The sequence below is a fragment of the Streptomyces sp. NPDC037290 genome, assembly GCF_055603245.1.
Genome location: NZ_JBVJVZ010000004.1, coordinates 327,676 through 347,257 on the forward strand (window position 1 = coordinate 327,676; position 19,582 = coordinate 347,257).

The following is a 19,582-nucleotide window of genomic DNA, read 5'->3' on the forward strand; positions in this document are numbered from 1 at the left end:
GGCGGCCGCCGCATGTGCCGCTCAGCCCGCCTTCCCGGCCCGGTGGCAGGTGCGCCACCGTGCAGCCGCCCGCCTCCTGCCGCGGATCGGTCGTCGGCCGCCACCCGAACAGCTCGGCGCAGGACCTCCACACCGTGCACAGACCCCTCCCGGCACGCTGACCCCGGCTCCCCGCCACGGCTGTCCGGGACAGTCCCGGGAGTCCAAATCGCTTGCCGGTGCGCAGGGGGTGCGGAAAGACTCCGGCCATGGACACCGAGGGCACCACGGCACCGTCGCTGGCCGAGGAGATCGCCGAGTACTACGGCCGGGACCAGGAGGACGCCCGGCTGCGCGCGGGTGCCGGACGCCTGGAGTTCTGGCGTACCCAGGACGTTCTGCGCCGGCTCCTGCCGCCCGCTCCGGCCAGGGTCCTCGACGTGGGCGGAGGCAGCGGTGTGCACGCCGAGTGGCTCGCCGCCGACGGCCACGACGTGGAACTCCTCGACCCGGTACCCCTGCACGTCGCACGGGCGGCACGGCTGCCGGGCGTACGGGCCCGCCACGGCGACGCGCGCGCCCTGGACGCGCCGGACGCCTCCGTGGACGTCGTACTGCTCCTCGGCCCGCTCTACCACCTGCCCGAGCGCGCGGACCGGGTGCGTGCCCTCGCCGAGGCGCGGCGGGTGGTACGCCCGGGCGGTCTCGTGGTCGCCGCCACGATCAACCGGTTCGCGGGACTGCACGACACGCTGGCCCGGGGCATGTACTTCGACGCCGACCGGCGTCCGCACATCGAGGCGGCGGCCGCGGACGGACGGCTGCGGCCGGGCCGCGGGCCGAAGGCGATGTTCACCACGGCGTACTTCCACGCACCGGAGGACGTCCCCGCGGAGTTCACCGACGCCCGTCTGGCGCCGCACGGGCAGTACGGCCTCGAGGGCGCGGCCTGGCTGATGGGCGACGTCGACTCCTGGCTCGAGGACCCGGAGCGCCGGGCGCTGGTCCTGGCGGCGATGCGGCAGACCGAGTCCGTGCCCTCGCTGCTCGGTGTCAGCGGTCACGTGCTCACCACGGGGACCAGGCCCAGGGACCCGGCGGGACGCCAGGGCCTCCGGCGGGGATCGTCGGACCGGCCCTAGATTCCCGGCCGGTACCGCAGCGGATGGTCCGCCGGGACCTCCACCAGTGCGATGCGGGTGCCGTCCGGGTCCGCGATCCACATCTCGACCAGGCCCCACGGCTCCTTCACCGGCGGCCGGACGATACCGACGCCCTTCGCCCGCAACTCCTCGTGCGCGGCCCTCACGTCGTCGACCTGCAGCCAGAGCCGGACCGGGGGCGACGGCGGCGTCTTCGAACTCCCCGAGACCTCCAGGAAGCCGCCGCCCAGGAAGTAGACCGTCCCGCGCTCGGGCCCCGTGCCGAACTCGCGGTAGACGGCGAGCCCCAACTGGTCGCCGTAGAAGGCCCGGGAGCGCTCGGGGTCGGTGGGGGTGAGCAGGGTCCGGCTGCTGAGTACGTGCACCATGCAGGCGGAGCCTAGTAGCAGGGTTACCCTCGACCCTGGCTCAGCCACGCCCGAGACCGAAAGGCAGCCCCATGGACACCGCCGCACCCGGACCCACCTTCCGCGACGCCACCGACGCCGACGTCGACGCGCTGGTCGCGCTGATCGAGTCGGCCTACCGCGGGGACGCCAGCCGGGCCGGGTGGACGACCGAGGCGGACATCCTGGAGGGCCGGCGGACGGACCCGGAGGGCGTGCTGGAGGTGATCAAGTCACCCGACAGCCGGCTGCTGACCGTGGAACAGGGCGACCGGATCGTCGCCTGCTGCCAGCTCGAACACCGCGGCGACCACGCCTACTTCGGCATGTTCGCGGTCAGCCCCACCTTGCAGGGCGCGGGCCTCGGCAAGACGGTCATGGCGGAGGCCGAGCGCCGGGTCCGCGAGACCTGGGGCGTCACGGAGATGCACATGACGGTGATCTCCGTACGGGACGACCTGATCGCCTGGTACGAGCGCCGCGGCTACCGCCGTACGGGAAAGATGTCGCCCTTCCCGTACGGGGACGAGCGCTTCGGCATCCCGCAGCGCGCGGACCTGCAATTCGAGCTGCTGGTCAAGAAGCTCGCGTGAGCTTTGCCCCCGCGAGGGGGCCCTACGCGGTGAAGCGCCCGGTGCGCTTGATCTCCGGGAAGTCGGTCGTCGCGCCGTCCAGTTCCAGGGCGCGCACCAGCCGCAGATGATCCTGGGTGTTGACGACCCAGCCGATGATCCGCAGCCCGGACGCGCGCGCGTGCTCGACGACCTCCAGGGTGAGCCGCCGGATGTTGAGGCAGACGGTCGCCGCGCCCACGGCGACCGCGCGCTCCACCACGTCCGTGCCGTAGCGGCTCGCGATCAGCGCCGTGCGCACGCCCGGGACCAGCCGGGCGATCTCGGCGACCGCCTCGTCGTGGAACGAGGACACCTCGACGCGCCCGACCAGGTCGCGCTCGTGCATCACCTTCGCCAGTGCCCGGGCCGCCGCCACATCCTTGATCTCGGCCTGCAGCGGCTTGTGCACCGCGTCCAGCACCTCCTCGAACACCGGCACCCGCTCCCCGCGGCCCGCGTCCAGGGCACGCAGCTCGGCCAGGGTCTTGTCGGCGATCAATCCGGTGCCGTCGGTCGTACGGTCCACCTCTGCGTCGTGCATGACGACCAGGGCGCCGTCCTTGCTCAGATGCAGATCCAGTTCGATCAGGTCGAGGCCGGCGATCTGCGCGGCGACGAAGGAACGAAGGGTGTTCTCGGGCTCGACACCCATGACCCCGCGGTGACCGATGGTAAGGAAGTTCAAGGTTCGACTCGCTTCCGTCGACGGCGGTTCGGCACGCGCGGGACGGGCGGACGCCGTCGTCCGCGCGAGCAGAGTCGCAGCCTAATGGCCGGGCCCCGCGATGAACCCGCACGTGCATGAGGCATCCGGGTGCGTGGCGGCGGTCAGCTGGCCGGTATTCGCCTTGCCGTCACCCTGTCGTGGGCGAGTCCCCGCACGCTTGACCGTCCCCGCGGCGCACGGCGCGACGGGCGGGCGTCGTCGGTGAAAGTGAGCGCCGTCACGGTTTACGGCAGGAAAAACAGCGGTGACCAAGGGAGGTCACAGAATAATTTCCTGAGCTTGCCTCTTGCTGGCTGAAACGGGGTAGGCATACGGTGTCCTGACGCGAGCTTCTCCCGTGGAGGATGGGACATGACGGAAATTCTTGTGCAGGCGGGTGCGGAGGGACAGGTTTCTTCGCTGACCAGGGTGGTCGAGCACCCGGCCTGGCCCGTGCTCAAGGATGCCGTGGAGCGGATCCGGCCATGGCAGTCCACGGACGGATCGATCGACTTCGAGGCCGAGGGTGCCCCGGCCAGGACGGACGCCGAGGCCGCCGTACGGCGTGTCGTCGACGCGGTCGAAGAGCTGTCCCCGCTGCTCCCGCACGACGCGGCCTACCACCAGGCCCTCGTGAAGGACCTGCACCGCTGGGCCGAGGGCGGCTTCCAGGTGCCGGACTTCCTGGACTCCCTGCTGGCCTTCCAGCCCGCCGCGCAGCGCGCGGACGGCCTGCAGCACCTGGTCGTCTTCCCGATGTACACGCAGAACGGCAACCCGGACCGCAACCTGGAGGCGGTCGTGCTGCGCATGGTCTGGCCCGAGTGGCTGGCCGAGCTGGAGCGCACCCGCTACGACAACCCGCTGTTCTGCGGCATCACGTTCGAGGACTTCACGTCCGGCTACGACACGAACTCGGCCGTCCTCTTCCCGGAGACCATCGCCGTCCGTGAGGCGCCGGAACGATTCTCCTGGGGCGGCATCTTCTGTGACCGCGAGGCCGCCCGCTTCCGTCGGGTCACCGACGCCGCCGTCGGCATCCTGGGCCTCCAGCTGCCTGAGGACATCGCCGCCATGGTCCACGACCAGAAGCGCTGCGAAGAGGCCTTCGTGCTGTGGGACATGGTCCACGACCGCACCCACAGTCACGGTGACCTGCCGTTCGACCCGTTCATGATCAAGCAGCGCCAGCCGTTCTGGATGTACGGCCTGGAGGAGCTGCGCTGCGACCTCACCGCCTTCAAGGAGGCCGTGAAGCTCCAGGCGGACGGCGTCCCGCAGGCCCGTGACGTGCAGTACGCGGTGCTCTTCGACCGTATGTTCCGCTTCCCGGTCACCGGCGACCGCAACCGCAACTACGACGGCCTCGGCGGCCAGCTGCTCTTCGCCTACCTGCACAAGCACGACGTCATCCGCTGGACCGACAACAAGCTCTCCATCGACTGGGAGCGCGCCCCGCAGGTCACCAACCAGCTGTGTGCCGAGATCGAGAAGCTCTACAAGGACGGCATCGACCGCCCGAAGCTGGTGCACTGGTTCGCCGGCTACGAGCTGGTCCGCACCTACCTCGCCCCGCACCCCGGCTCCAAGTGGGCCCAGGGTCCTGACGCCCTGGACCTGACCCAGCCGCCGCGCAAGCTCGTGGACGACGTGCTTCCGGACGAGTTTCCGCTGAGCATGTTCTACGAGGCCCTGTCCAAGAAGCTGAAGAATGTGATCGCCTCCACCAAGGGCATCACGGCGGACAGCGCCGAGCCGGTCGCCGCGTGAGCGACCGCGTCGAGAACGCTGCTTCACGCGTCCAGAACACTGCTGCAGAGGGGAAGACCATGGGGAACGGGGCGAACGGGCCGCTCAGCGGTGCGGTGATCGCGGTGGCCGGCGCGGGCGGACCCGCCGGTCGTGCCACGCTGCTGCGCCTGGCCGAGGCCGGGGCGACCGTCGTAGGCGCGGACAACGACCCGCAGCGGCTGTCGGAGGCCGTGGACGCGGCCCGGTACGCCTCCGGTGGCGCATCCGTCACCGGTGACACGGTGGACCTGCTGAACCTGCAGTCCACCCGGGACTGGGCCGCACACATCGAGAAGGACTTCGGGCGGGTCGACGGCCTGGTGCACCTGGTCGGCGGCTGGCGCGGCAGCGAGACCTTCACCAAGACCAGCCTCGACGACTGGGACTTCCTGGAGCTGCTGCTGGTCAAGACCGTGCAGCACACCTCCCTCGCCTTCCACGAGGCGCTGCAGCGCAGCGAGCGCGGCCGGTACGTCCTGATCAGCGCGGCCGGCGCCTCGAAGCCCACCGCCGGCAACGCCGCCTACTCCGCGGCGAAGGCGGCCGCTGAGGCGTGGACGCTGGCCATGGCCGACTTCTTCCGCAAGGCGCAGGCCGCCGGGGAGCTGACGTCGGCAGCTACGATCCTGGTGGTGAAGGCGCTGGTGCACGACGCGATGCGCGCCGAACGCCCCAACGCGAAGTTCGCGGGTTTCACGGACGTCAAGGACCTCGCCGAGGCCATCGAGGGCGTCTGGAGCAAGTCCGCCGCCGAAGTGAACGGAAACCGTCTGTGGCTGACCGAGAAGCCGTGAACCCTCCCAAGACCGACGCGCGTCGCCACCACGACCCGCAGGTCCGCGGTTTCGCAAGTGACAACTACGCCGGAGCCCACCCCGAGGTGCTGGCCGCCCTGGCCCTGGCCAACGGCGGCCACCAGGTGGCGTACGGCGAGGACGAGTACACCGAGAACCTCCAGCGGATCATCCGCGGCCACTTCGGGGCCACCGCGGAGGCCTTCCCGGTCTTCAACGGCACCGGCGCGAACGTGGTTGCGCTCCAGGCGGTCACCGACCGCTGGGGTGCGGTGATCTGTGCCGAGAGCGCGCACATCAACGTCGACGAGGGCGGCGCTCCCGAGCGCATGGGCGGCCTGAAGCTGCTGACCGTCCCCACGCCCGACGGCAAGCTCACGCCCGAGCTGATCGACCGGCAGGCCTGGGGCTGGGAGGACGAGCACCGCGCCATGCCGCAGGTGGTGTCGATCACCCAGAGCACGGAGCTGGGCACGCTCTACACGCCCGAGGAGATCCGCGCGATCTGCGAGCACGCCCACGCCCGCGGTATGAAGGTGCACCTGGACGGCTCCCGGATAGCCAACGCGGCCGCTTCGCTGAACGTGCCCATGCGGACGTTCACCAACGCGGTCGGCGTCGACATCCTCTCGCTGGGCGGGACGAAGAACGGCGCCGTCTTCGGCGAGGCGGTCGTGGTCATCAACCAGGACGCGGTGCGGCAGATGAAGCACCTGCGGAAGATGTCGATGCAGCTGGCCTCCAAGATGCGCTTCGTGTCGGTCCAGCTGGAGGCGCTGCTGGCGAAGGACCTGTGGCTGCGCAACGCCCGGCACGCCAACGAGATGGCCCAGCGGCTCGCCGAGGGCGTGCGTGCGGTGCACGGCGTGGAGCTCCTCCACCCGGTGCAGGCGAACGGTGTCTTCGCCCGGCTTCCGCACGATGTGAGCGAGCGGCTGCAGAAGCGGTTCCGGTTCTACTTCTGGGACGAGGCCGCCGGAGTGGTCCGCTGGATGTGCGCCTTCGACACCACGGAGGAGGACGTGGACACCTTCGTGGCCGCGCTCAAGGAGGAGATGGCGCGCTAGTCGACAGTAACGCATAGATATGCGGTCACTCGAAAAGTCATTGACCATCGAGTGATCGCATTTCTATGCTCTGCGGGCATGGAGCTGATCCAGAACACCGCCGACCTGTCCGCCTACTTGGCCGCCGACGAGGTCATCGACCATCACCAGCCCGTAGTCCGGGAGACGGCAGGACGGCTGGCCGCAGGGGCGGCCGACTCGTATGCCTATGCACGAGCCGCCTACGAATTCGTCCGTGACACCATCCCGCACTCCCAGGACTCCGGCGACCTGCGCGTCACCTGGCGCGCCTCCGACGTGCTGACTCTGGGTACCGGCATCTGCCATGCCAAGGCCCACGCCCTGGTCGCTCTGCTGCGCGCCGAGGACATCCCCGCCGCCCTGTGCTACCAACGGCTGGCGCACGACGACGGCAGCGGCCACGTCCTGCACGGTCTGGTAGCCGTCCGCTTCCACGGCGCCTGGCACCGGCAGGACCCCCGCGGGAACAAGCCCGGCGTCGACGCCCGGTTCTCCCTGGACGGTGAACGCCTGGCCTGGGTCCCCGACCCCGCCTCCGGTGAGGTCGACTATCCGGTCCTGTACGCCGCGCCGCACCCGGTCGTCCTCGAGGCCCTGACGTCGGCTCCGGACCGCCCCTACCTGTGGAAGACGCTCCCCGACTCGTTGTGAGGCGGCGCGTGCCAGGAGTGCTCGGCGGGGGCGTAGCCGAGATCGCGGCGCGCCGCGGAGATGTCGAACCAATGCGCACGGGTCAGTTCCGCCGCGAGGAAGCGCGTCAGCAGGGGACGGCGTCGTCTGCGCGTGGCCTGTGCCGCGGCTTCCAGGAGTGCGGCGACGGCGAGCGCGGCCGGGGCGGGGACGCCGCGCACCTCCACCGGGCTGCCGCCGTGCGCGAGCAGGCCCCGGACGGTGGCGGCGAGGGTGCAGGGGCGGCCCTGAGTGATGAAGTAACTCGCCCCCGCCAGTGGGGAGTCCGCGGTCAGTCGCTCCACGGCGAGCACATGCGCCTCGGCGGCGTCGGCGACGTGGACGGTGTCCACGCGGTTGCCGCCCCCTCCGGGCAGCAGGAGCGTCCCCCGCCGTACCGCGGCGCGCAGGCCGGGCAGCAGGTGGGGGTCGCCCTCGCCCCAGATCAGGTGGGGGCGCAGGGACACGGTGGCCAGACGGGCGCTGCCGGCGGCCAGGACCAGTTGCTCGGCCCGGGCCTTGGACCAGGGATACGGGGCGAGGAACCGCCGGGGGTACGGGGCGGACTCGTCGGCGCCTTCCAGGTCGCGGCCGGCGAAGACCACACTCGCGCTGGAGCAGTTGACCAACCGGGGCACGCCGTGGCGTCGGCAGGCGTCGAGCACGGCTGCCGTTCCCGCGATGTTGACGGACGCGAAGTCGCGGCGCGGCCCCCATGCGTCGGCCAGCGCGGCCGTGTGGACGACGGCGTCACACCCGCGTACGGCGGCCGCGACCGCCTCCGTGTCGCGGATGTCTCCCCGGACGGCCTCGGTCCCGGGCGGTGGCAGCGCCCGGTGGCCCCGTTGCAGGGAACGCACCTGGTGACCGCGGGCCGTGAGGCGTCGGCAGATCTCGGCGCCGAGGAACCCGCTGCCGCCCGTGACCAGGATCTTCATGCGCCGTCCTCCGCGCCCGGACCGTCCTTCGCCACCCTCGTGGCCGCGTTGTCCGCCGTCAGACGGCGCCGCGCCCACTCGCCGAGCACGGCTCTGTCGATCTTCGAGTTGTGCCGGATGTCGACCGGAAGACGCGGATGGAAGACGATCGCCCGCACCTGGCTTCCGCGTTCCAGCGCGGCGAGGGCACGCCACAGGTCCCCGACGATCCGTCGCCGCTCGGCGCCGCAGCGCGGTCCGTCCGTCTCCACGCACAGCGCGGGCAGGGGCCGTTGGCCGCCGCCGGCGTCGACCAGCGCGGTCCGCCGGACTCCGTCGACCGCGTTGCACGCCGGCTCCACGCACTCGGTGTACACAGGGCCGTCCGGGCTCGGTACGGCGTGAGCCTTGCGCCCGTAGTACCAGAGGTTGCCCTCGTCGTCCGTACGGCCCAGATCGCCCGTGCGGTGCCAGACGTGCGGGCCGTCGGGGATCTTCGCCCGGGCGTCGGCGTCCGGGCGGCCGTAGTAGCCGCGGCTGACCAGAGGACCGCGCACCGTGATCTCGCCGACGGTGTGCGCGGGCAGCGGCTCGACCTCGGACCAGTCGGCGAGCGGTCCGGCGCCGGCCGGGATGACGCGCACGGACAGGGCCGGCACCGCCCGGCCCACGCACCGGCCGCCGCCCCGTTCGGAGGCGGCCCGCGTGGCCCGCAGGTCCCGGCCGTCGATCGCGCTCACCGGCAGGCTCTCGGTGGCGCCGTAGACGCTGCGGATCACGGCCTGGTCCGGCAGGGTGGCGGCGAGGCGGTCCAGCAGGCGGTACTCCAGCGGGGCACCGAAGGCGGCGACGGATCGCACGGTCGCCAGGGCCGGTTCCCGGCGGCCGTCCCCGGCGAGCACGCCCAGCAGCGCCGGGGAGCCGAGCACGCAGGCCGCACCGGTCTGCGCCGCCGCCCGCAGCAGGTCGGTACGGCGGGTGCGGGCGGGCCTGCGGAAGTCCATCCGGGGAACGACGACGGTGACGCCGAGCGCCGGGCCACCCAGGGCGAAGGGCAGGAAGCCGACCAGCGCCACGGTTCCCGGCCGCGTCCCGAGCACGCCGCCCGTGGCACCGCACTGACGCACCAGCTGCTCGCCGGTGTAGACCGCGCCCTTCGGTGTGCCCGTGGAACCCGAGGTGTAGGCGATCAGAGCCATGTCGTCGCCGGTCGCGGCCGGCGCGGTGCGGGGCGCCGTGCGGGCGAGTGCCGCGATCGTCGGCCAGGGCCCGGGACCGGACCCGGTGGAGACCGCCGTGCGCACCGTGGGCGCCCAGTCACCCAGCACCCGGGCCACCTGCGCCAGCGGTTCCGCCACACAGACCTGGGGGGCGGCCTCCCGCAGGCACCGGCGCAGCGCCGCACGGGGCAGACCGGGGTCGATCAGCACCGCGCAGGCGCCCAGCGCGGACACCGCGTAGACCGTCGTGATCAGGTCCAGCGGGCGGCGGGTCATCACCACCGCACGCGTGCCCGGGCCGACGCCCGCGGCCGCCAACGCGTCCACGGTGCGCAGGCATCGGGTGTGGAGGCCGGCGTAGGTGATCCGTTCCCGGCGCCGGCCGGAGAAGGTGTCGAGTGCGATCATGCCGGGCTGGGACTGCCGCCAGTGCGACAGCCGGCGCAGCAGCCCGCCCTGCGTACCGGTCATGCCGGCGGCGACCACGGACACGGCTCAGCCCCTCCCTTCCGCCGCGTGCCGGGCGAGGAAGTCCCGTACGCCCGCGATCACTTCGTCGCGGGCGTCCTCCTGGACGAAGTGCCCGGCCCGGGCGAACAACATCACCTCGGCGGCGGGGAAGCGGCGCATCCACTCGGCGAGGAAGTGGTGGCCGAAGACCGGGTCACGGCCGCCCCAGCACACCAGCATGGGCAGCGAGGCCATGTCCGGTGCTTCGGCAGGGCCCACGTCGATCAGCGGCCACGCCGGATCGGCGGGGCTCAGCGGGATGTCCTGGACGAAACGCAGTACCGCCAGCCGCCGGTGCCTGCCGCGGTAGGGAGCCGCATAGGCCCGGCGCACGGGTGCGGGCAGCGGCGATGTCACCCCGAGGCGGCAGGCGGCCAGGACGAACGCGTTGGTGCGGTGCACGAACCAGGCCGGCAGGCGTCCGCCGTCCCGGATCAGGTGGAGGTACCACGGCAGCCGGGCACCGGCCGGCAACGGAAACGCCGCGGAGTTGAGCATGACGAGGCGGGACAGCCATGCGGGCCGGCGGCGCGCCCAGGCCATGCCGATGACGCCGCCCCAGTCGTGCCCGACCAGGGTCCAGCCCCGGTCCGGCAGACCACGTTCGGCGACCAGATGCTCCACCAGTCGCTCCAGGTCCGCCAGGCGGCGGGAGGCGGTGTAGGGGTAGGCGGACTCGCCGGGGCGGTCGGACAGGCCCATGCCGATGTGGTCGGGGACGATGCAGCGGTGGTCCGGGCGCAGGGCCCGCACCAGATCCCGCCACATGTAGCTCCAACTGGGGTTGCCGTGCAGCATCAGCAGCGGCGCGCCCGTCCCCTCGTCCAGGTAGTGCTGACGCACACCACCGTGCTCGAACCAGTGCGGGGCGAAGTCGTAGCCAGAGGCGAGGAGGTGGGCTTCGGTCGGCGGCATCGGAGCATTGTCGGGGCCGGAAGGGCCTTCCCGTGCCCCGCGTAACTCCCCCGTGTGAAGCCCTGGACCGTGATCACTCCAACGGGTGCATACGGACCGGCCTCCGTTTGCGGTGCGCCGCCCCCTCTCACTTCACTGACCCGGGCCGCCTCGTGCCCCCGGCCCGAACCTCCGACGGGCGGCACCCGACGACGACTGCGGCCTGCCGCGGAGACGACACGACTTCCATGACCAAGCCCCGCTACAGCACGATCCGTCGGGTCGCCGTCCATGTGCCCGCCGACCGGCAGACCGGCACCGAGATCGAGGACGAGGTCCGCTCCCGTAACCCCGGCGTACGGCTCGTGCCCGGAATCCTGCGGCAGATGTACGGCTTCGAGGAGCGCCGGGTCGCCCCGCCCGGCACCTGGCCATCCGACCTGGCCGCCGCGGCCGGCCGTCGCGCCCTGCAGCAGGCCGGCGTGGCCCCCGACGCCGTCGACCTGCTGATCTTCGCTTCCGCGAGCGAGGACGTCGAGGAGCCGGCCACCGCCCATGTCGTGGCGCACAAACTCGGCGTCACCGCACCGGTCTTCGACGTGCAGAACGCCTGCAACGGCGTCCTGAACGCGCTGGAGATCGCCGACGCCCTGATCCGGGCGGGCCGTTACGCACGCGTCCTCGTGACCACCGGGGAGCGCGGCAGCAGGCTGTCCGCCCTGCCGGTCCGCGACCGCCGCGAACTGGCGCTGATGCTGCCCGCGTTGACGCTGGGCGACCTCGGAGCCGCCCTGCTCGTGGAGGCGAGCGACCGGCCCGGGATCCTCGCCGCCACGTTCTGCGCCAACTCGTCGAGCTGGCCGGCCGCGACCGTCGCCAATCCGTACTTCACGCAGGCAGCCGACGCTCCCGCAGCCGGCACTCTCGCGGTCCGGTTCGACTCGGCGGCCCTCGCGGCCGCCTTCCCGGGCCTGGAAGCCGCCGCCTTCGACCTCCTCCACGCGGCCGGCCGCAAGACGGGAGACCTGGATCTCGTGTGCGTGCACCAGGCGTCCGTCGCCTTCACCCGCACCATCCTCGACACCCTCGGCGTGCCCGAGGACAGGGCCGTACCCGTCTTTCCGGCCTACGGCAACACCGCCACCGCCGGCCTGCCCCTGCAACTCGTGGAGGCCGCGGGGCGGGGCCGGTTGCGCCCGGGAGACCTCGTCGCCCTGTTCGGGATGGCCAGCGGTGCCTCCGGCGGGCTGGTCCTCCTGGAGTGGAGGCCCTGAGACACCTCCGCAGTCCCGACGATCGCGCCCCTGAGGAAAAGGCCATGACCGACACGTACGACACCATCCGCTCCGTACTGACCAGGAGCTTCCTCGTTCCGGAGACCGAACTCGGCCCCGATGTCACCCTGGAGCAGCTCGAACTGGACTCGCTCGCACTGGCCGAGTTCGCGCTGATCCTGGATGAGCGACTCGGCGTCAGGATCAACAGCGAGCACGCCACCCGGACCACCACACTCGCCCAGGTCACCGAGTACGTCGACACGCTGCGCACCTCCCGAGTGGTGACGGCCCCATGACGTCCGCGATCGCCGTCACCGGTCTGGGACTGGTCACACCTGCCGGGATCGGGGTCGACGACACGTGGAGCGGAGTGTGCGCGGGGCAGGCCACCGCCGCCCCGGACCCCCTGCTCGCCGGGCTGCCCGTGGACTTCTCCTGCCGTGTCCCCCTCGCGGCGGGGGATCTGGACCGGCGGATCGGCCGCAAGGCCTGGCGCATGGGCCGCTTCGCCAAGCTCGCCGTGCTGGCCGCCCGGGAGGCCGTCCGCGACGCCGGGCTCGACCCCGCCACCTGGGACGGGGCCAGGGTCGCCACGGTCGTCGGCTGCGGGATGGGCGGGCTGGAGAAGTTCGAGGAACAGTACGAGCGCCTCGAACACCGGGGAGCCGACCTGACGTCACCCCTCGCCATCCCGATGATCATCCCGAACCTGGCCACGGGCGAGGTCTCCATCGACCTCCAGGCGCGCGGCCCCGGGCTCAGCCCGGCCACCGCCTGCGCCTCCGGCGCCAGTGCCGTCGCCACGGCCCGGGATCTGCTCGCCGCCGGCCTGTGCGACATCGCGGTCGCGGGAGGCGTGGAAGCGGCGGTCAGCCGTATGTGCGCCGTCGGCTTCTGGCGCATGGGCGCACTCTCCGTACGTGCCGACCGGGCTGCCGCCTCCCGCCCGTTCGCCGCCGACCGGGACGGCTTCGTCATGGCGGAGGGCGCCGGGATCCTCGTCCTGGAACGCGCCGCCGACGCCACCGCCCGCGGTGTGCGCCCCCGCGCCCTGCTCGCGGGCTGCGGCAGCACGTCCGACGCCCACCACCCGACGGCCCTGCCCGAGGACGCCCACGGTGCCGAGGCCGCCCTGCGCACGGCGCTCGCCGAGGCCGGCCTGGCCCCTCACGACGTGGATCACGTCAATGCGCACGGCACCTCCACTCCGCTCAACGACGCCGCGGAGGCCGCGCTGATCGCGCGCGTACTGCCGCACCGCCCGAGCGTCACCGCGGCCAAGGGGGTGCTCGGGCACACCCTCGGCGCGTCCGGGGCGATCGAGGCGGCGCTGACGGTCCTCACCCTCCAGCACCGCCGCGTCCCGCCCGTCGCGAACCTCCAGGCGCCCGCGCCGGGGTTCGACATCGACTGCGTCACCAAACAGCCCCGCCACCAGGACCTGCGCACCGCGGTCAGCCACTCCTTCGGCTTCGGCGGCCACAATGTCGTCCTCGCCTTCACCACTCCCTGAGCACCCCCACCTGACGCCGTCTCGGTCGCACTCGCTAATCTCCCGGCCATGAGCAACGGGGGAGCAGGAGACGGCGACATCACCCCCCGGGGGACCGATGCCGTCGGCGCACGAGCGGCAGGGCACACGGGTGATGGCTCCGATGGGCGGTTCGCCTGGGCGCGCAGGCACCGGGGGTCTGCCTCCGGGGTGGCGCTGGCCCTCGTCGCCGGTGCCGTCGCGGTGCCGCTCGCGGTCGGTGCGGGGAGCGGTTCATGCCAGAAACTTCCCTCTGGCACACGTGAGTTGGCGAAGTCTCCGGCGTCTGCCACCCGCGCTCTCGATCCCGGTGACGACATGTCCCGCTACGACGCCGTGCGCGCGCTCCTGCCGTCCGGCACGCTGTGCGGCGACGGCGGCCGGGCGCTCGGCGAGGTGATGACGACCGCCACCGGTGCCGGCCGCGGGAAGCCGCACAGCACGGCCCAGGCCCGCGTCGTCTACGCGATCAGCGCGGTCTACCACGAGGCCGACGTGCCGCCAGGCGCCGAGCCGGGCCTGGCCCGTGTGCTCGCCGAGTACGTCGTCGACACCACTGCCTTCGTCCTCGACTCGCCCGATGCCAGTACCCCGGCGGCCTCCGGTGCGCAGGCCGCGCCCGACCAGGCCGGCCGGTCCCCCTTCGGCCGGTTCCTCGCGCCCGGCGAAGCCCATCCGGACTTCGGCTTCGACCAGACCGGCACGCTGACGGCCGATCCGGCACGGCTGTTCGAGGAACTGGCCAGCGACCCGGAGGCGTTCGCCATCCTCTACGACGCCGAACGGGCCTACCTCGCCCACTACCTGGAGCGGCTCACCGCCCGGGGCACGGACCCGGATTACCGACCCGAGAAGGAGCCGGGAGAGAGGAACACGCCGCCCACGACGGGCCCCGACAACGATCTCGAGGACATCGCGAGCCGCATCGGCACCCTCATGTACGCCAGGGCGGACGGCGCCCGCGACGGCGGCATCGACGATCTCGACTCCTTCGACGCGTCCGTACGCCGGCACACCCGGGGCGCCTACCGGGCGGCCCGGGAGCAGGTGACCAGCCGGCCGCCGATGGGCAGTGTCGCCGGGCGGGCGGTGAGCGGGCCCGTGCGGGGTGATCTCATGGACGGGCGCCGGCAGCTGTTCCTGACCGTGGACGCCTGGGCGAAGGACCGCAAGGTACCGGCCGCGCGGGCGTCGGCGGTCCGCCAGCTCCTCGACGACGCGTACCTGAAGGCGTTCCGGTACGGGGCACTGTGACCGTGCCGTGCGGGCGGGGGGCTGCCCGTACGGAACGCGCGGCGGACGTCAGCCGATCAGGCGCAGCCCCGTGCAGCCGCGCCGCTCGGCCTGGTCCTCGGCGAACGCCTTCAGCAGCCTGAGCTTCTCCGCCGTACCGACGCCCGGGATCTGCTCCGACGCGCTGACCGCGAAGTTGGCCGCCTCGCCGGCACAGCGTGCGGTCGCCGTCAGGGCGCTGCGCACCCCGTCCGACGAGACCACGCGATTGCTCCAGTCGCCGTACCAGGCGGCGAAGTTCAGGTACTTCGGGTCCCGCGACCCGTTCCTGTCCAGGTCGCAACGACCCACCGGAGCCGTGTCGTTCACCAGCGACTCGACCTGCCTTGCGGCGCCCCCGGGGATGTGCGCGCGGGCCACCCAGCCGCAGCCCGTGCCGCCGGCCTCGGTGACCGGGACCGCGTGCCGCCCCTTGCCGCCGTCCGGCGGGGCCGCGTCGCCCTTCGGCACCGGCAGCGGCCTCGCGCCGCAGCCCAGGTGCCGTGAGGCGGAGTTGACGAGCGGGACGACCGTCTCGTAGACGGCGTGGCTCGTGCGCGCGGTGGAGTGGCCGAGGCCCGCGCTCACCAGCATCCTGCGCGGTCTGCCCGCCACGTCCTTGCCGAGGGCCGGGCAGCGCAGCAGGAACCGCAGGTCACCGGACTTGTCGACGAATCCGGGCAGGTTCTGCGGCATGGGATACACGCGCGAGAAGCCCTGCTGCGGGAAGGCGTCGAGGAACTCGGCGTCCTGGTCGTCCCGCCCGGTGTAGGCAGTCATCCGCACCACCAGCGCGGAGTCGCCGTGGCCCTCGAAGTCCAGACTGCAGCCGTAGTCACCGAGCCGGGGGTGCGCCGCTGAGCGGGCGTGGGTGAAGTGGCCGCCGCCGGCGGCGAGTTCGTGCACCGGTCCGGAGGGCAGTGCGCCGTCGCAGGCGGTGCGAACACCAGCCACCAGTCCCTCACGTACGGCGCGCCGATCCAGCCGGCCAGGGCCAGCACGGCCGCAGCCGCCCATGCCACCTTCCACCAGCGACGCATCGTCGAGCCCCCGTACAGCCGTCGGCACACGAGAGCCCTCAGACCCTCCCGTCACGACCGCGAACCCTATCCTGGGGGCGCGGGGAACTGCGCGGCCGGCTCCACGTGGCCGAAGCGCCGAAGGCTAGCGCGCCTCGGCCGTCCGCAGCTGCTCCGCCGTCGGTGCCGTACCTCCCAGGTGGGCGGGCAGCCACCAGGAGTCCTCGGAGCCCCTGGGGCGGCCCGGGTAGGCGCGCTGGGCGGCCTCCAGCAGCTCCTGCACGGCCTCGCGCAGCCGACGGGTGATGGCACCGGCGTACTGGTCGCGGGGTGCCTCGACCGCCTCGCCGACGCGGATGGTGACGGGGAGGTGGTCGCGCTTGAAGTTGCGGGGCTGGCCCTTCGTCCACAGCCGCTGGGTGCCCCACACCGCCATCGGGATCAGCGGGACACCGGCGTCCTGGGCGAGGCGGGCCGCGCCGGACTTGAAGCTCTTCAGCGTGAACGACTGCGAGATGGTGGCCTCCGGGAAGACCCCGACGACCTCGCCGGAACGCAGCGAGTCCAGCGCGTGCGCGTAGGCCGCCTCGCCCTGCTTGCGGTCCACCGGGATGTGCTTCATACCGCGCATCAGCGGCCCGGAGACCTTGTGGCGGAACACGGCCTCCTTCGCCATGAAGCGCACCAGCCGCTTCTGCGGCAGGGCCGCCAGGCCGTTGAAGACGAAGTCCAGATAGCTGATGTGATTGCTCACCAGCACGGCGCCGCCCGAGCGTGGGATGTTCTCCGACCCCTGGCAGTCGATCTTCAGATCCCAGACCTTGAACAACGTCTTGGCGAAACCGATGACGGGACGGTAGACCAGCTCTGCCATGGGCGGGGTGGGCCCTTTCTGCTCTGCTCGGGAAAGGGGATCCCGGCGGGAAAGTTACGCAGCCGTAGGTTTACGGCGTCTCGCAGATCGTGCCCGAAGAACGGACCGGTAGCCAGCCCTGGTGCCCCGGGGCGGCGAGATCCTCGTCACGTCGGCCTACATCCCACCTCGGATCTTCAGGTCCCCTTTACCCCGCGTTACTCTCCGTCCGCACGGTGGCCCTCTTCAGAAGCAGGAACATCTCGCACCCCAGGCAGTACCCGAACGCCGCGTTCAGGAACGCCGCGGCGAGCGCCGCCCCCGTCGCGGCCAGCCCCAGCCACTGCGGTCCCACGGTGAACCCGACCAGCCCGAGTCCTGCGAAGACCAGGCCCACCGCCTGCGCGAACCGCGGCGGCTCCGGCGCCTCGAACTCCTTCGGCGGTCCGAGCCGCGGCCGTACGGCCGTGCGGAACGCCCAGCCGTACGGCGACCGCTGCACGCCCGCCGCGGCGCCGAGCGCGAACACGAGCGTCTGCCAGCCCAGGACCCAGGTGCTCTGCAGGCTCACGGCCACGGCCAGAACGGCCGTCGTCACGGCCGCCCCGAAGCGCGGCCCCCTCACGTCGATGTCCATGAATCAAGCATTCCGCAACGGAAACTCCCGCGGGAGGCGGGAATTCTTGCAGTCTTGTGAATGCTTGTGCAGATGATGACCGGACTGATGGTGTGCGTGGCGGTGCTCGCCCTGGCGAGCGCCTTCGGAGTGCTGCACAAGCGGCGGAGCGGGAGAGTACGGGTGCGCGGGCGGGACGGGGACAAGCGGCTGGGAGCGGCCGAACTGGGCGGCGACCTCGGTGAGCGGGCCACACTGGTCCAGTTCTCCAGCGCCTTCTGCGCGCCCTGCCGGGCCACCCGGCGCATCCTCGGCGAGGTCGCGGAGATGGTCCCCGGGGTGGCCCACGTCGAGATCGACGCCGAGGCCCGTCTGGATCTCGTACGCGAACTGGAGGTCCTGAAGACGCCCACCGTCCTGGTCCTGGACGCCGACGGCCGCGTGGTGCGGCGCGCCACCGGCCAGCCGCGCAAGGCCGATGTCATCGCGGCCCTGGGGGAGGCGGTGTGAGGGGGCCTCAGGCGGGGGCGCGGCTGCTTCCGGAACCCGGACCGTGCTTGACTGTGCGCACCATCGATCGTCAGCCTGACGGTATGCCGAGCGAACTCCTTCTCCACGGGCGGGTCCACGTCGACCTCGTCCGCACCGCGAGCGCCACCTGTCCGGCCTGTTGAGCACCGACGGCCCAGCTCGCGACCTCCAGCAGAAGGACAACTCCATGACGGCCTCGCCCGACCTCGACACCGTTCAGCTCGCCTCTCCCGACCTGTTGCGCTCCACCTTCCGCCGGCACGCCGCCGGTGTGGCGGTGATCACCGCGCGGGGGGAGTCCGGCCCGGTCGGCTTCACCGCCACCTCCCTCACCTCCGTCTCCGCCGAGCCCCCGCTCGTCTCCTTCGGCATCGGCACGGGTGCCTCCAGCTGGCCCGCGATCGCCGAGACGGAGTACATAGGCGTCCACATACTCGGCGAGCACCAGGGCGAACTGGCCGCCACCTTCGCCCGCAGCGGTGCCGACCGCTTCGGCGCGCCGACCGCGTGGCGCGAGGGCCCGGAAGGCGTACCGGTGCTCCACGGCGTGCTGGCCTGGCTGGTCTGCCGGGTCGTCGGCCGTGTTCCCGCCGGTGATCACCGGATCGTGCTCGCCGAGGTGGTCCTGGGCGACCCGACGGGCGCCGGCCGCCCTCTCCTCTACCACCAGGGCCGCTTCAACGGCCTGCGGGATTGATCACGCACCCGGCGTCCTGCGAAGCCGTCGAGTTCCGGTTACGCTGCGTTGCGAAGGTCACAGTTCAAAGCGCTTGCTTAGCGGGCATGAACTGGGTGTACTGGCGAGTAATATTTCGGACGGAGCGCGCGGACGCCCCGACCGGGATCGGCCGCTTGAGGCGCCTATGCTGCCTCCAAGAGGCAGCCCGGAAATGACGATGCAGTAGGAGAGCCGGCGTGAGCTTGAGGATCGTTGTCACTGTGAAGTACGTGCCCGACGCCACTGGCGACCGGCACTTCGCCGATGACCTGACCGTCGACCGCGACGACGTGGACGGTCTGCTCTCCGAGCTGGACGAGTACGCGGTCGAGCAGGCGCTGCAGATCGCGGAGAACGCGGACGACGCCGAGGTCACCGTCCTGACGGTCGGCCCCGAGGACGCCAAGGACGCGCTCCGCAAGGCCCTTTCCATGGGTGCCGACAAGGCCATCCACGTCGAGGACGACGACCTGCACGGCACCGACGCCATCGGCACCTCCCTGGTGCTCGCGAAGGCGATCGAGAAGGCCGGGTACGACCTGGTCATCTCCGGCATGGCCTCCACCGACGGCACCATGGGCGTCGTCCCGGCCCTGGTCGCCGAGCGCCTGGGCGTCCCGCAGGTCACCCTGCTGTCCGAGGTCTCGGTCGAGGACGGCACCGTCAAGGGCCGCCGCGACGGCGACGCCGCCTCCGAGCAGCTGGAGGCGCAGCTGCCGGCGATCGTCTCCGTGACCGACCAGTCGGGCGAGGCGCGCTACCCCTCCTTCAAGGGCATCATGGCGGCCAAGAAGAAGCCGGTGGAGTCCTGGGACCTGTCCGACCTGGACATCGAGGCCGAGGAGGTCGGCCTGGACGGCGCGTTCACCAAGGTCGAGGCCGCGAACGAGCGCCCGGCCCGCACGGCCGGCACCATCGTCAAGGACGAGGGCGAGGGCGGCAAGCAGCTCGCTGAGTTCCTCGCGGGCCAGAAGTTCATCTAAGGCCCCCTGAGTCGCTGACCGCCCCTCAACTTCTTTACGCAGGAGAGCAAT

22 protein-coding genes and 1 pseudogene are annotated in these 19,582 nt (G+C 72.1%); 14 read left to right on the top strand and 9 right to left on the bottom strand.

Annotated elements, in window-relative coordinates; genetic code table 11:
• Nucleotides 1-46: 46 nt before the first annotated feature.
• Nucleotides 47-127: pseudogene (locus tag ACZ7HQ_RS16460) on the bottom strand (VOC family protein); the annotation flags it as partial.
• Nucleotides 128-248: 121 nt separating this feature from the next.
• On the opposite strand from ACZ7HQ_RS16460, the gene ACZ7HQ_RS16465 reads away from it, so the two are divergent.
• Entirely contained in the window at nucleotides 249-1,121 is an 873-nt protein-coding gene (locus ACZ7HQ_RS16465; RefSeq protein WP_470989859.1) for a class I SAM-dependent methyltransferase, read from the top strand.
• Here the strand turns inward: ACZ7HQ_RS16465 and ACZ7HQ_RS16470 are convergent.
• On the bottom strand, nucleotides 1,118-1,510 hold the full coding sequence (locus ACZ7HQ_RS16470; RefSeq protein ID WP_470989862.1) for a VOC family protein: 393 nt from the start codon (nucleotides 1,508-1,510) through the stop codon (nucleotides 1,118-1,120). The two genes, ACZ7HQ_RS16465 and ACZ7HQ_RS16470, sit on opposite strands and share 4 nt — an antisense overlap.
• Before the next feature lie 71 nt (nucleotides 1,511-1,581).
• On the opposite strand from ACZ7HQ_RS16470, the gene ACZ7HQ_RS16475 reads away from it, so the two are divergent.
• Nucleotides 1,582-2,121, top strand: coding sequence for a GNAT family N-acetyltransferase (locus ACZ7HQ_RS16475; protein ID WP_470989865.1), 540 nt, complete (start codon nucleotides 1,582-1,584; stop codon nucleotides 2,119-2,121).
• 22 nt (nucleotides 2,122-2,143) lie between these two features.
• On the opposite strand, the gene ACZ7HQ_RS16480 is transcribed toward ACZ7HQ_RS16475, so the two are convergent.
• Nucleotides 2,144-2,827, bottom strand: coding sequence for a glycerophosphodiester phosphodiesterase (locus ACZ7HQ_RS16480; RefSeq protein WP_470989869.1), 684 nt, complete (start codon nucleotides 2,825-2,827; stop codon nucleotides 2,144-2,146).
• Between the two features lie 393 nt (nucleotides 2,828-3,220).
• Between ACZ7HQ_RS16480 and ACZ7HQ_RS16485 the strand changes: the two genes are divergently transcribed.
• From ACZ7HQ_RS16485 to ACZ7HQ_RS16500, 4 genes are all read left to right on the top strand, one after another.
• Nucleotides 3,221-4,618 (top strand): DUF6421 family protein, encoded by a 1,398-nt coding sequence (locus ACZ7HQ_RS16485; RefSeq protein WP_470989872.1) that lies wholly within the window; start codon nucleotides 3,221-3,223, stop codon nucleotides 4,616-4,618.
• Between the two features lie 59 nt (nucleotides 4,619-4,677).
• Nucleotides 4,678-5,433: an SDR family NAD(P)-dependent oxidoreductase gene (locus tag ACZ7HQ_RS16490; RefSeq protein ID WP_470989875.1), complete on the top strand. Its 756-nt coding sequence runs from the start codon at nucleotides 4,678-4,680 to the stop codon at nucleotides 5,431-5,433.
• Nucleotides 5,430-6,500 (top strand): threonine aldolase family protein, encoded by a 1,071-nt coding sequence (locus ACZ7HQ_RS16495; RefSeq protein ID WP_470989877.1) that lies wholly within the window; start codon nucleotides 5,430-5,432, stop codon nucleotides 6,498-6,500. Before ACZ7HQ_RS16490 ends, ACZ7HQ_RS16495 begins: the two co-directional genes overlap by 4 nt.
• A gap of 78 nt (nucleotides 6,501-6,578) precedes the next feature.
• Nucleotides 6,579-7,172, top strand: coding sequence for a transglutaminase-like domain-containing protein (locus ACZ7HQ_RS16500; RefSeq protein ID WP_470989880.1), 594 nt, complete (start codon nucleotides 6,579-6,581; stop codon nucleotides 7,170-7,172).
• Here ACZ7HQ_RS16500 and ACZ7HQ_RS16505 read toward each other — a convergent pair.
• The 3 genes from ACZ7HQ_RS16505 to ACZ7HQ_RS16515 are packed head-to-tail and all read right to left on the bottom strand — an operon-like array spanning nucleotide 7,139 to nucleotide 10,752.
• Entirely contained in the window at nucleotides 7,139-8,128 is a 990-nt protein-coding gene (locus tag ACZ7HQ_RS16505; protein WP_470989882.1) for an NAD-dependent epimerase/dehydratase family protein, read from the bottom strand. The genes ACZ7HQ_RS16500 and ACZ7HQ_RS16505 overlap by 34 nt on opposite strands.
• Nucleotides 8,125-9,819 (bottom strand): AMP-binding protein, encoded by a 1,695-nt coding sequence (locus ACZ7HQ_RS16510; protein ID WP_470989885.1) that lies wholly within the window; start codon nucleotides 9,817-9,819, stop codon nucleotides 8,125-8,127. Before ACZ7HQ_RS16510 ends, ACZ7HQ_RS16505 begins: the two co-directional genes overlap by 4 nt.
• 3 nt (nucleotides 9,820-9,822) lie before the next feature.
• Nucleotides 9,823-10,752 carry an alpha/beta fold hydrolase gene (locus ACZ7HQ_RS16515; protein ID WP_470989888.1) on the bottom strand — a complete coding sequence of 310 codons (930 nt, stop codon included), beginning with the start codon at nucleotides 10,750-10,752 and terminating at the stop codon, nucleotides 9,823-9,825.
• 227 nt (nucleotides 10,753-10,979) lie between these two features.
• On the opposite strand from ACZ7HQ_RS16515, the gene ACZ7HQ_RS16520 reads away from it, so the two are divergent.
• From ACZ7HQ_RS16520 to ACZ7HQ_RS16535, 4 genes are all read left to right on the top strand, one after another.
• Complete coding sequence (locus ACZ7HQ_RS16520) at nucleotides 10,980-12,005, top strand: 3-oxoacyl-ACP synthase III family protein (protein ID WP_470989891.1); 1,026 nt, start codon at nucleotides 10,980-10,982, stop codon at nucleotides 12,003-12,005.
• Nucleotides 12,006-12,049: 44 nt separating this feature from the next.
• On the top strand, nucleotides 12,050-12,304 hold the full coding sequence (locus ACZ7HQ_RS16525; protein WP_470989894.1) for an acyl carrier protein: 255 nt from the start codon (nucleotides 12,050-12,052) through the stop codon (nucleotides 12,302-12,304).
• A complete protein-coding gene (locus ACZ7HQ_RS16530) occupies nucleotides 12,301-13,521 on the top strand; it encodes a beta-ketoacyl-[acyl-carrier-protein] synthase family protein (RefSeq protein ID WP_470989897.1) in 1,221 nt (406 codons plus the stop codon). The genes ACZ7HQ_RS16525 and ACZ7HQ_RS16530 overlap by 4 nt, the downstream gene beginning before the upstream one ends.
• A gap of 336 nt (nucleotides 13,522-13,857) precedes the next feature.
• Nucleotides 13,858-14,793: a hypothetical protein gene (locus ACZ7HQ_RS16535; protein WP_470989900.1), complete on the top strand. Its 936-nt coding sequence runs from the start codon at nucleotides 13,858-13,860 to the stop codon at nucleotides 14,791-14,793.
• A 48-nt stretch (nucleotides 14,794-14,841) separates the two neighbouring features.
• Here ACZ7HQ_RS16535 and ACZ7HQ_RS16540 read toward each other — a convergent pair whose 3' ends face one another.
• From ACZ7HQ_RS16540 to ACZ7HQ_RS16550, 3 genes are all read right to left on the bottom strand, one after another.
• On the bottom strand, nucleotides 14,842-15,765 hold the full coding sequence (locus ACZ7HQ_RS16540; protein ID WP_470989902.1) for a hypothetical protein: 924 nt from the start codon (nucleotides 15,763-15,765) through the stop codon (nucleotides 14,842-14,844).
• 210 nt (nucleotides 15,766-15,975) lie between these two features.
• Nucleotides 15,976-16,704, bottom strand: a complete 729-nt coding sequence (locus tag ACZ7HQ_RS16545) for a lysophospholipid acyltransferase family protein (RefSeq protein ID WP_470989905.1) — start codon at nucleotides 16,702-16,704, stop codon at nucleotides 15,976-15,978.
• Nucleotides 16,705-16,891: 187 nt separating this feature from the next.
• Complete coding sequence (locus ACZ7HQ_RS16550; RefSeq protein WP_470989907.1) at nucleotides 16,892-17,320, bottom strand: DUF4395 domain-containing protein; 429 nt, start codon at nucleotides 17,318-17,320, stop codon at nucleotides 16,892-16,894.
• A gap of 75 nt (nucleotides 17,321-17,395) precedes the next feature.
• Here ACZ7HQ_RS16550 and ACZ7HQ_RS16555 point away from each other — a divergent pair, with 75 nt between their 5' ends.
• From ACZ7HQ_RS16555 to ACZ7HQ_RS16570, 4 genes are all read left to right on the top strand, one after another.
• On the top strand, nucleotides 17,396-17,809 hold the full coding sequence (locus tag ACZ7HQ_RS16555; protein ID WP_470990685.1) for a TlpA family protein disulfide reductase: 414 nt from the start codon (nucleotides 17,396-17,398) through the stop codon (nucleotides 17,807-17,809).
• 83 nt (nucleotides 17,810-17,892) lie between these two features.
• The gene (locus ACZ7HQ_RS16560) at nucleotides 17,893-17,973 is read left to right on the top strand and encodes a putative leader peptide (protein ID WP_470990687.1); all 81 of its coding nucleotides are present in this window, start codon (nucleotides 17,893-17,895) and stop codon (nucleotides 17,971-17,973) included.
• A 44-nt stretch (nucleotides 17,974-18,017) separates the two neighbouring features.
• On the top strand, nucleotides 18,018-18,527 hold the full coding sequence (locus ACZ7HQ_RS16565) for a flavin reductase family protein (RefSeq protein WP_470989909.1): 510 nt from the start codon (nucleotides 18,018-18,020) through the stop codon (nucleotides 18,525-18,527).
• A gap of 218 nt (nucleotides 18,528-18,745) precedes the next feature.
• The gene (locus ACZ7HQ_RS16570; protein WP_470989912.1) at nucleotides 18,746-19,531 is read left to right on the top strand and encodes an electron transfer flavoprotein subunit beta/FixA family protein; all 786 of its coding nucleotides are present in this window, start codon (nucleotides 18,746-18,748) and stop codon (nucleotides 19,529-19,531) included.
• Nucleotides 19,532-19,582: the final 51 nt, after the last annotated feature.

Bases quoted from the DNA above. Each gene is read 5' to 3' on its own strand.
- ACZ7HQ_RS16560 (WP_470990687.1), top strand. From the start codon at position 17,893: ATGCCGAGCGAACTCCTTCTCCACGGGCGGGTCCACGTCGACCTCGTC.
- ACZ7HQ_RS16515 (WP_470989888.1), bottom strand. From the start codon at position 10,752: ATGCCGCCGACCGAAGCCCACCTCCTCGCCTCTGGCTACGACTTCGCC.
- ACZ7HQ_RS16505 (WP_470989882.1), bottom strand. From the start codon at position 8,128: ATGAAGATCCTGGTCACGGGCGGCAGCGGGTTCCTCGGCGCCGAGATC.
- ACZ7HQ_RS16500 (WP_470989880.1), top strand. From the start codon at position 6,579: ATGGAGCTGATCCAGAACACCGCCGACCTGTCCGCCTACTTGGCCGCC.
- ACZ7HQ_RS16565 (WP_470989909.1), top strand. From the start codon at position 18,018: ATGACGGCCTCGCCCGACCTCGACACCGTTCAGCTCGCCTCTCCCGAC.
- ACZ7HQ_RS16545 (WP_470989905.1), bottom strand. From the start codon at position 16,704: ATGGCAGAGCTGGTCTACCGTCCCGTCATCGGTTTCGCCAAGACGTTG.
- ACZ7HQ_RS16550 (WP_470989907.1), bottom strand. From the start codon at position 17,320: ATGGACATCGACGTGAGGGGGCCGCGCTTCGGGGCGGCCGTGACGACG.
- ACZ7HQ_RS16470 (WP_470989862.1), bottom strand. From the start codon at position 1,510: ATGGTGCACGTACTCAGCAGCCGGACCCTGCTCACCCCCACCGACCCC.
- ACZ7HQ_RS16525 (WP_470989894.1), top strand. From the start codon at position 12,050: ATGACCGACACGTACGACACCATCCGCTCCGTACTGACCAGGAGCTTC.
- ACZ7HQ_RS16555 (WP_470990685.1), top strand. From the start codon at position 17,396: ATGACCGGACTGATGGTGTGCGTGGCGGTGCTCGCCCTGGCGAGCGCC.
- ACZ7HQ_RS16490 (WP_470989875.1), top strand. From the start codon at position 4,678: ATGGGGAACGGGGCGAACGGGCCGCTCAGCGGTGCGGTGATCGCGGTG.
- ACZ7HQ_RS16535 (WP_470989900.1), top strand. From the start codon at position 13,858: ATGTCCCGCTACGACGCCGTGCGCGCGCTCCTGCCGTCCGGCACGCTG.
- ACZ7HQ_RS16475 (WP_470989865.1), top strand. From the start codon at position 1,582: ATGGACACCGCCGCACCCGGACCCACCTTCCGCGACGCCACCGACGCC.
- ACZ7HQ_RS16465 (WP_470989859.1), top strand. From the start codon at position 249: ATGGACACCGAGGGCACCACGGCACCGTCGCTGGCCGAGGAGATCGCC.
- ACZ7HQ_RS16530 (WP_470989897.1), top strand. From the start codon at position 12,301: ATGACGTCCGCGATCGCCGTCACCGGTCTGGGACTGGTCACACCTGCC.
- ACZ7HQ_RS16485 (WP_470989872.1), top strand. From the start codon at position 3,221: ATGACGGAAATTCTTGTGCAGGCGGGTGCGGAGGGACAGGTTTCTTCG.
- ACZ7HQ_RS16520 (WP_470989891.1), top strand. From the start codon at position 10,980: ATGACCAAGCCCCGCTACAGCACGATCCGTCGGGTCGCCGTCCATGTG.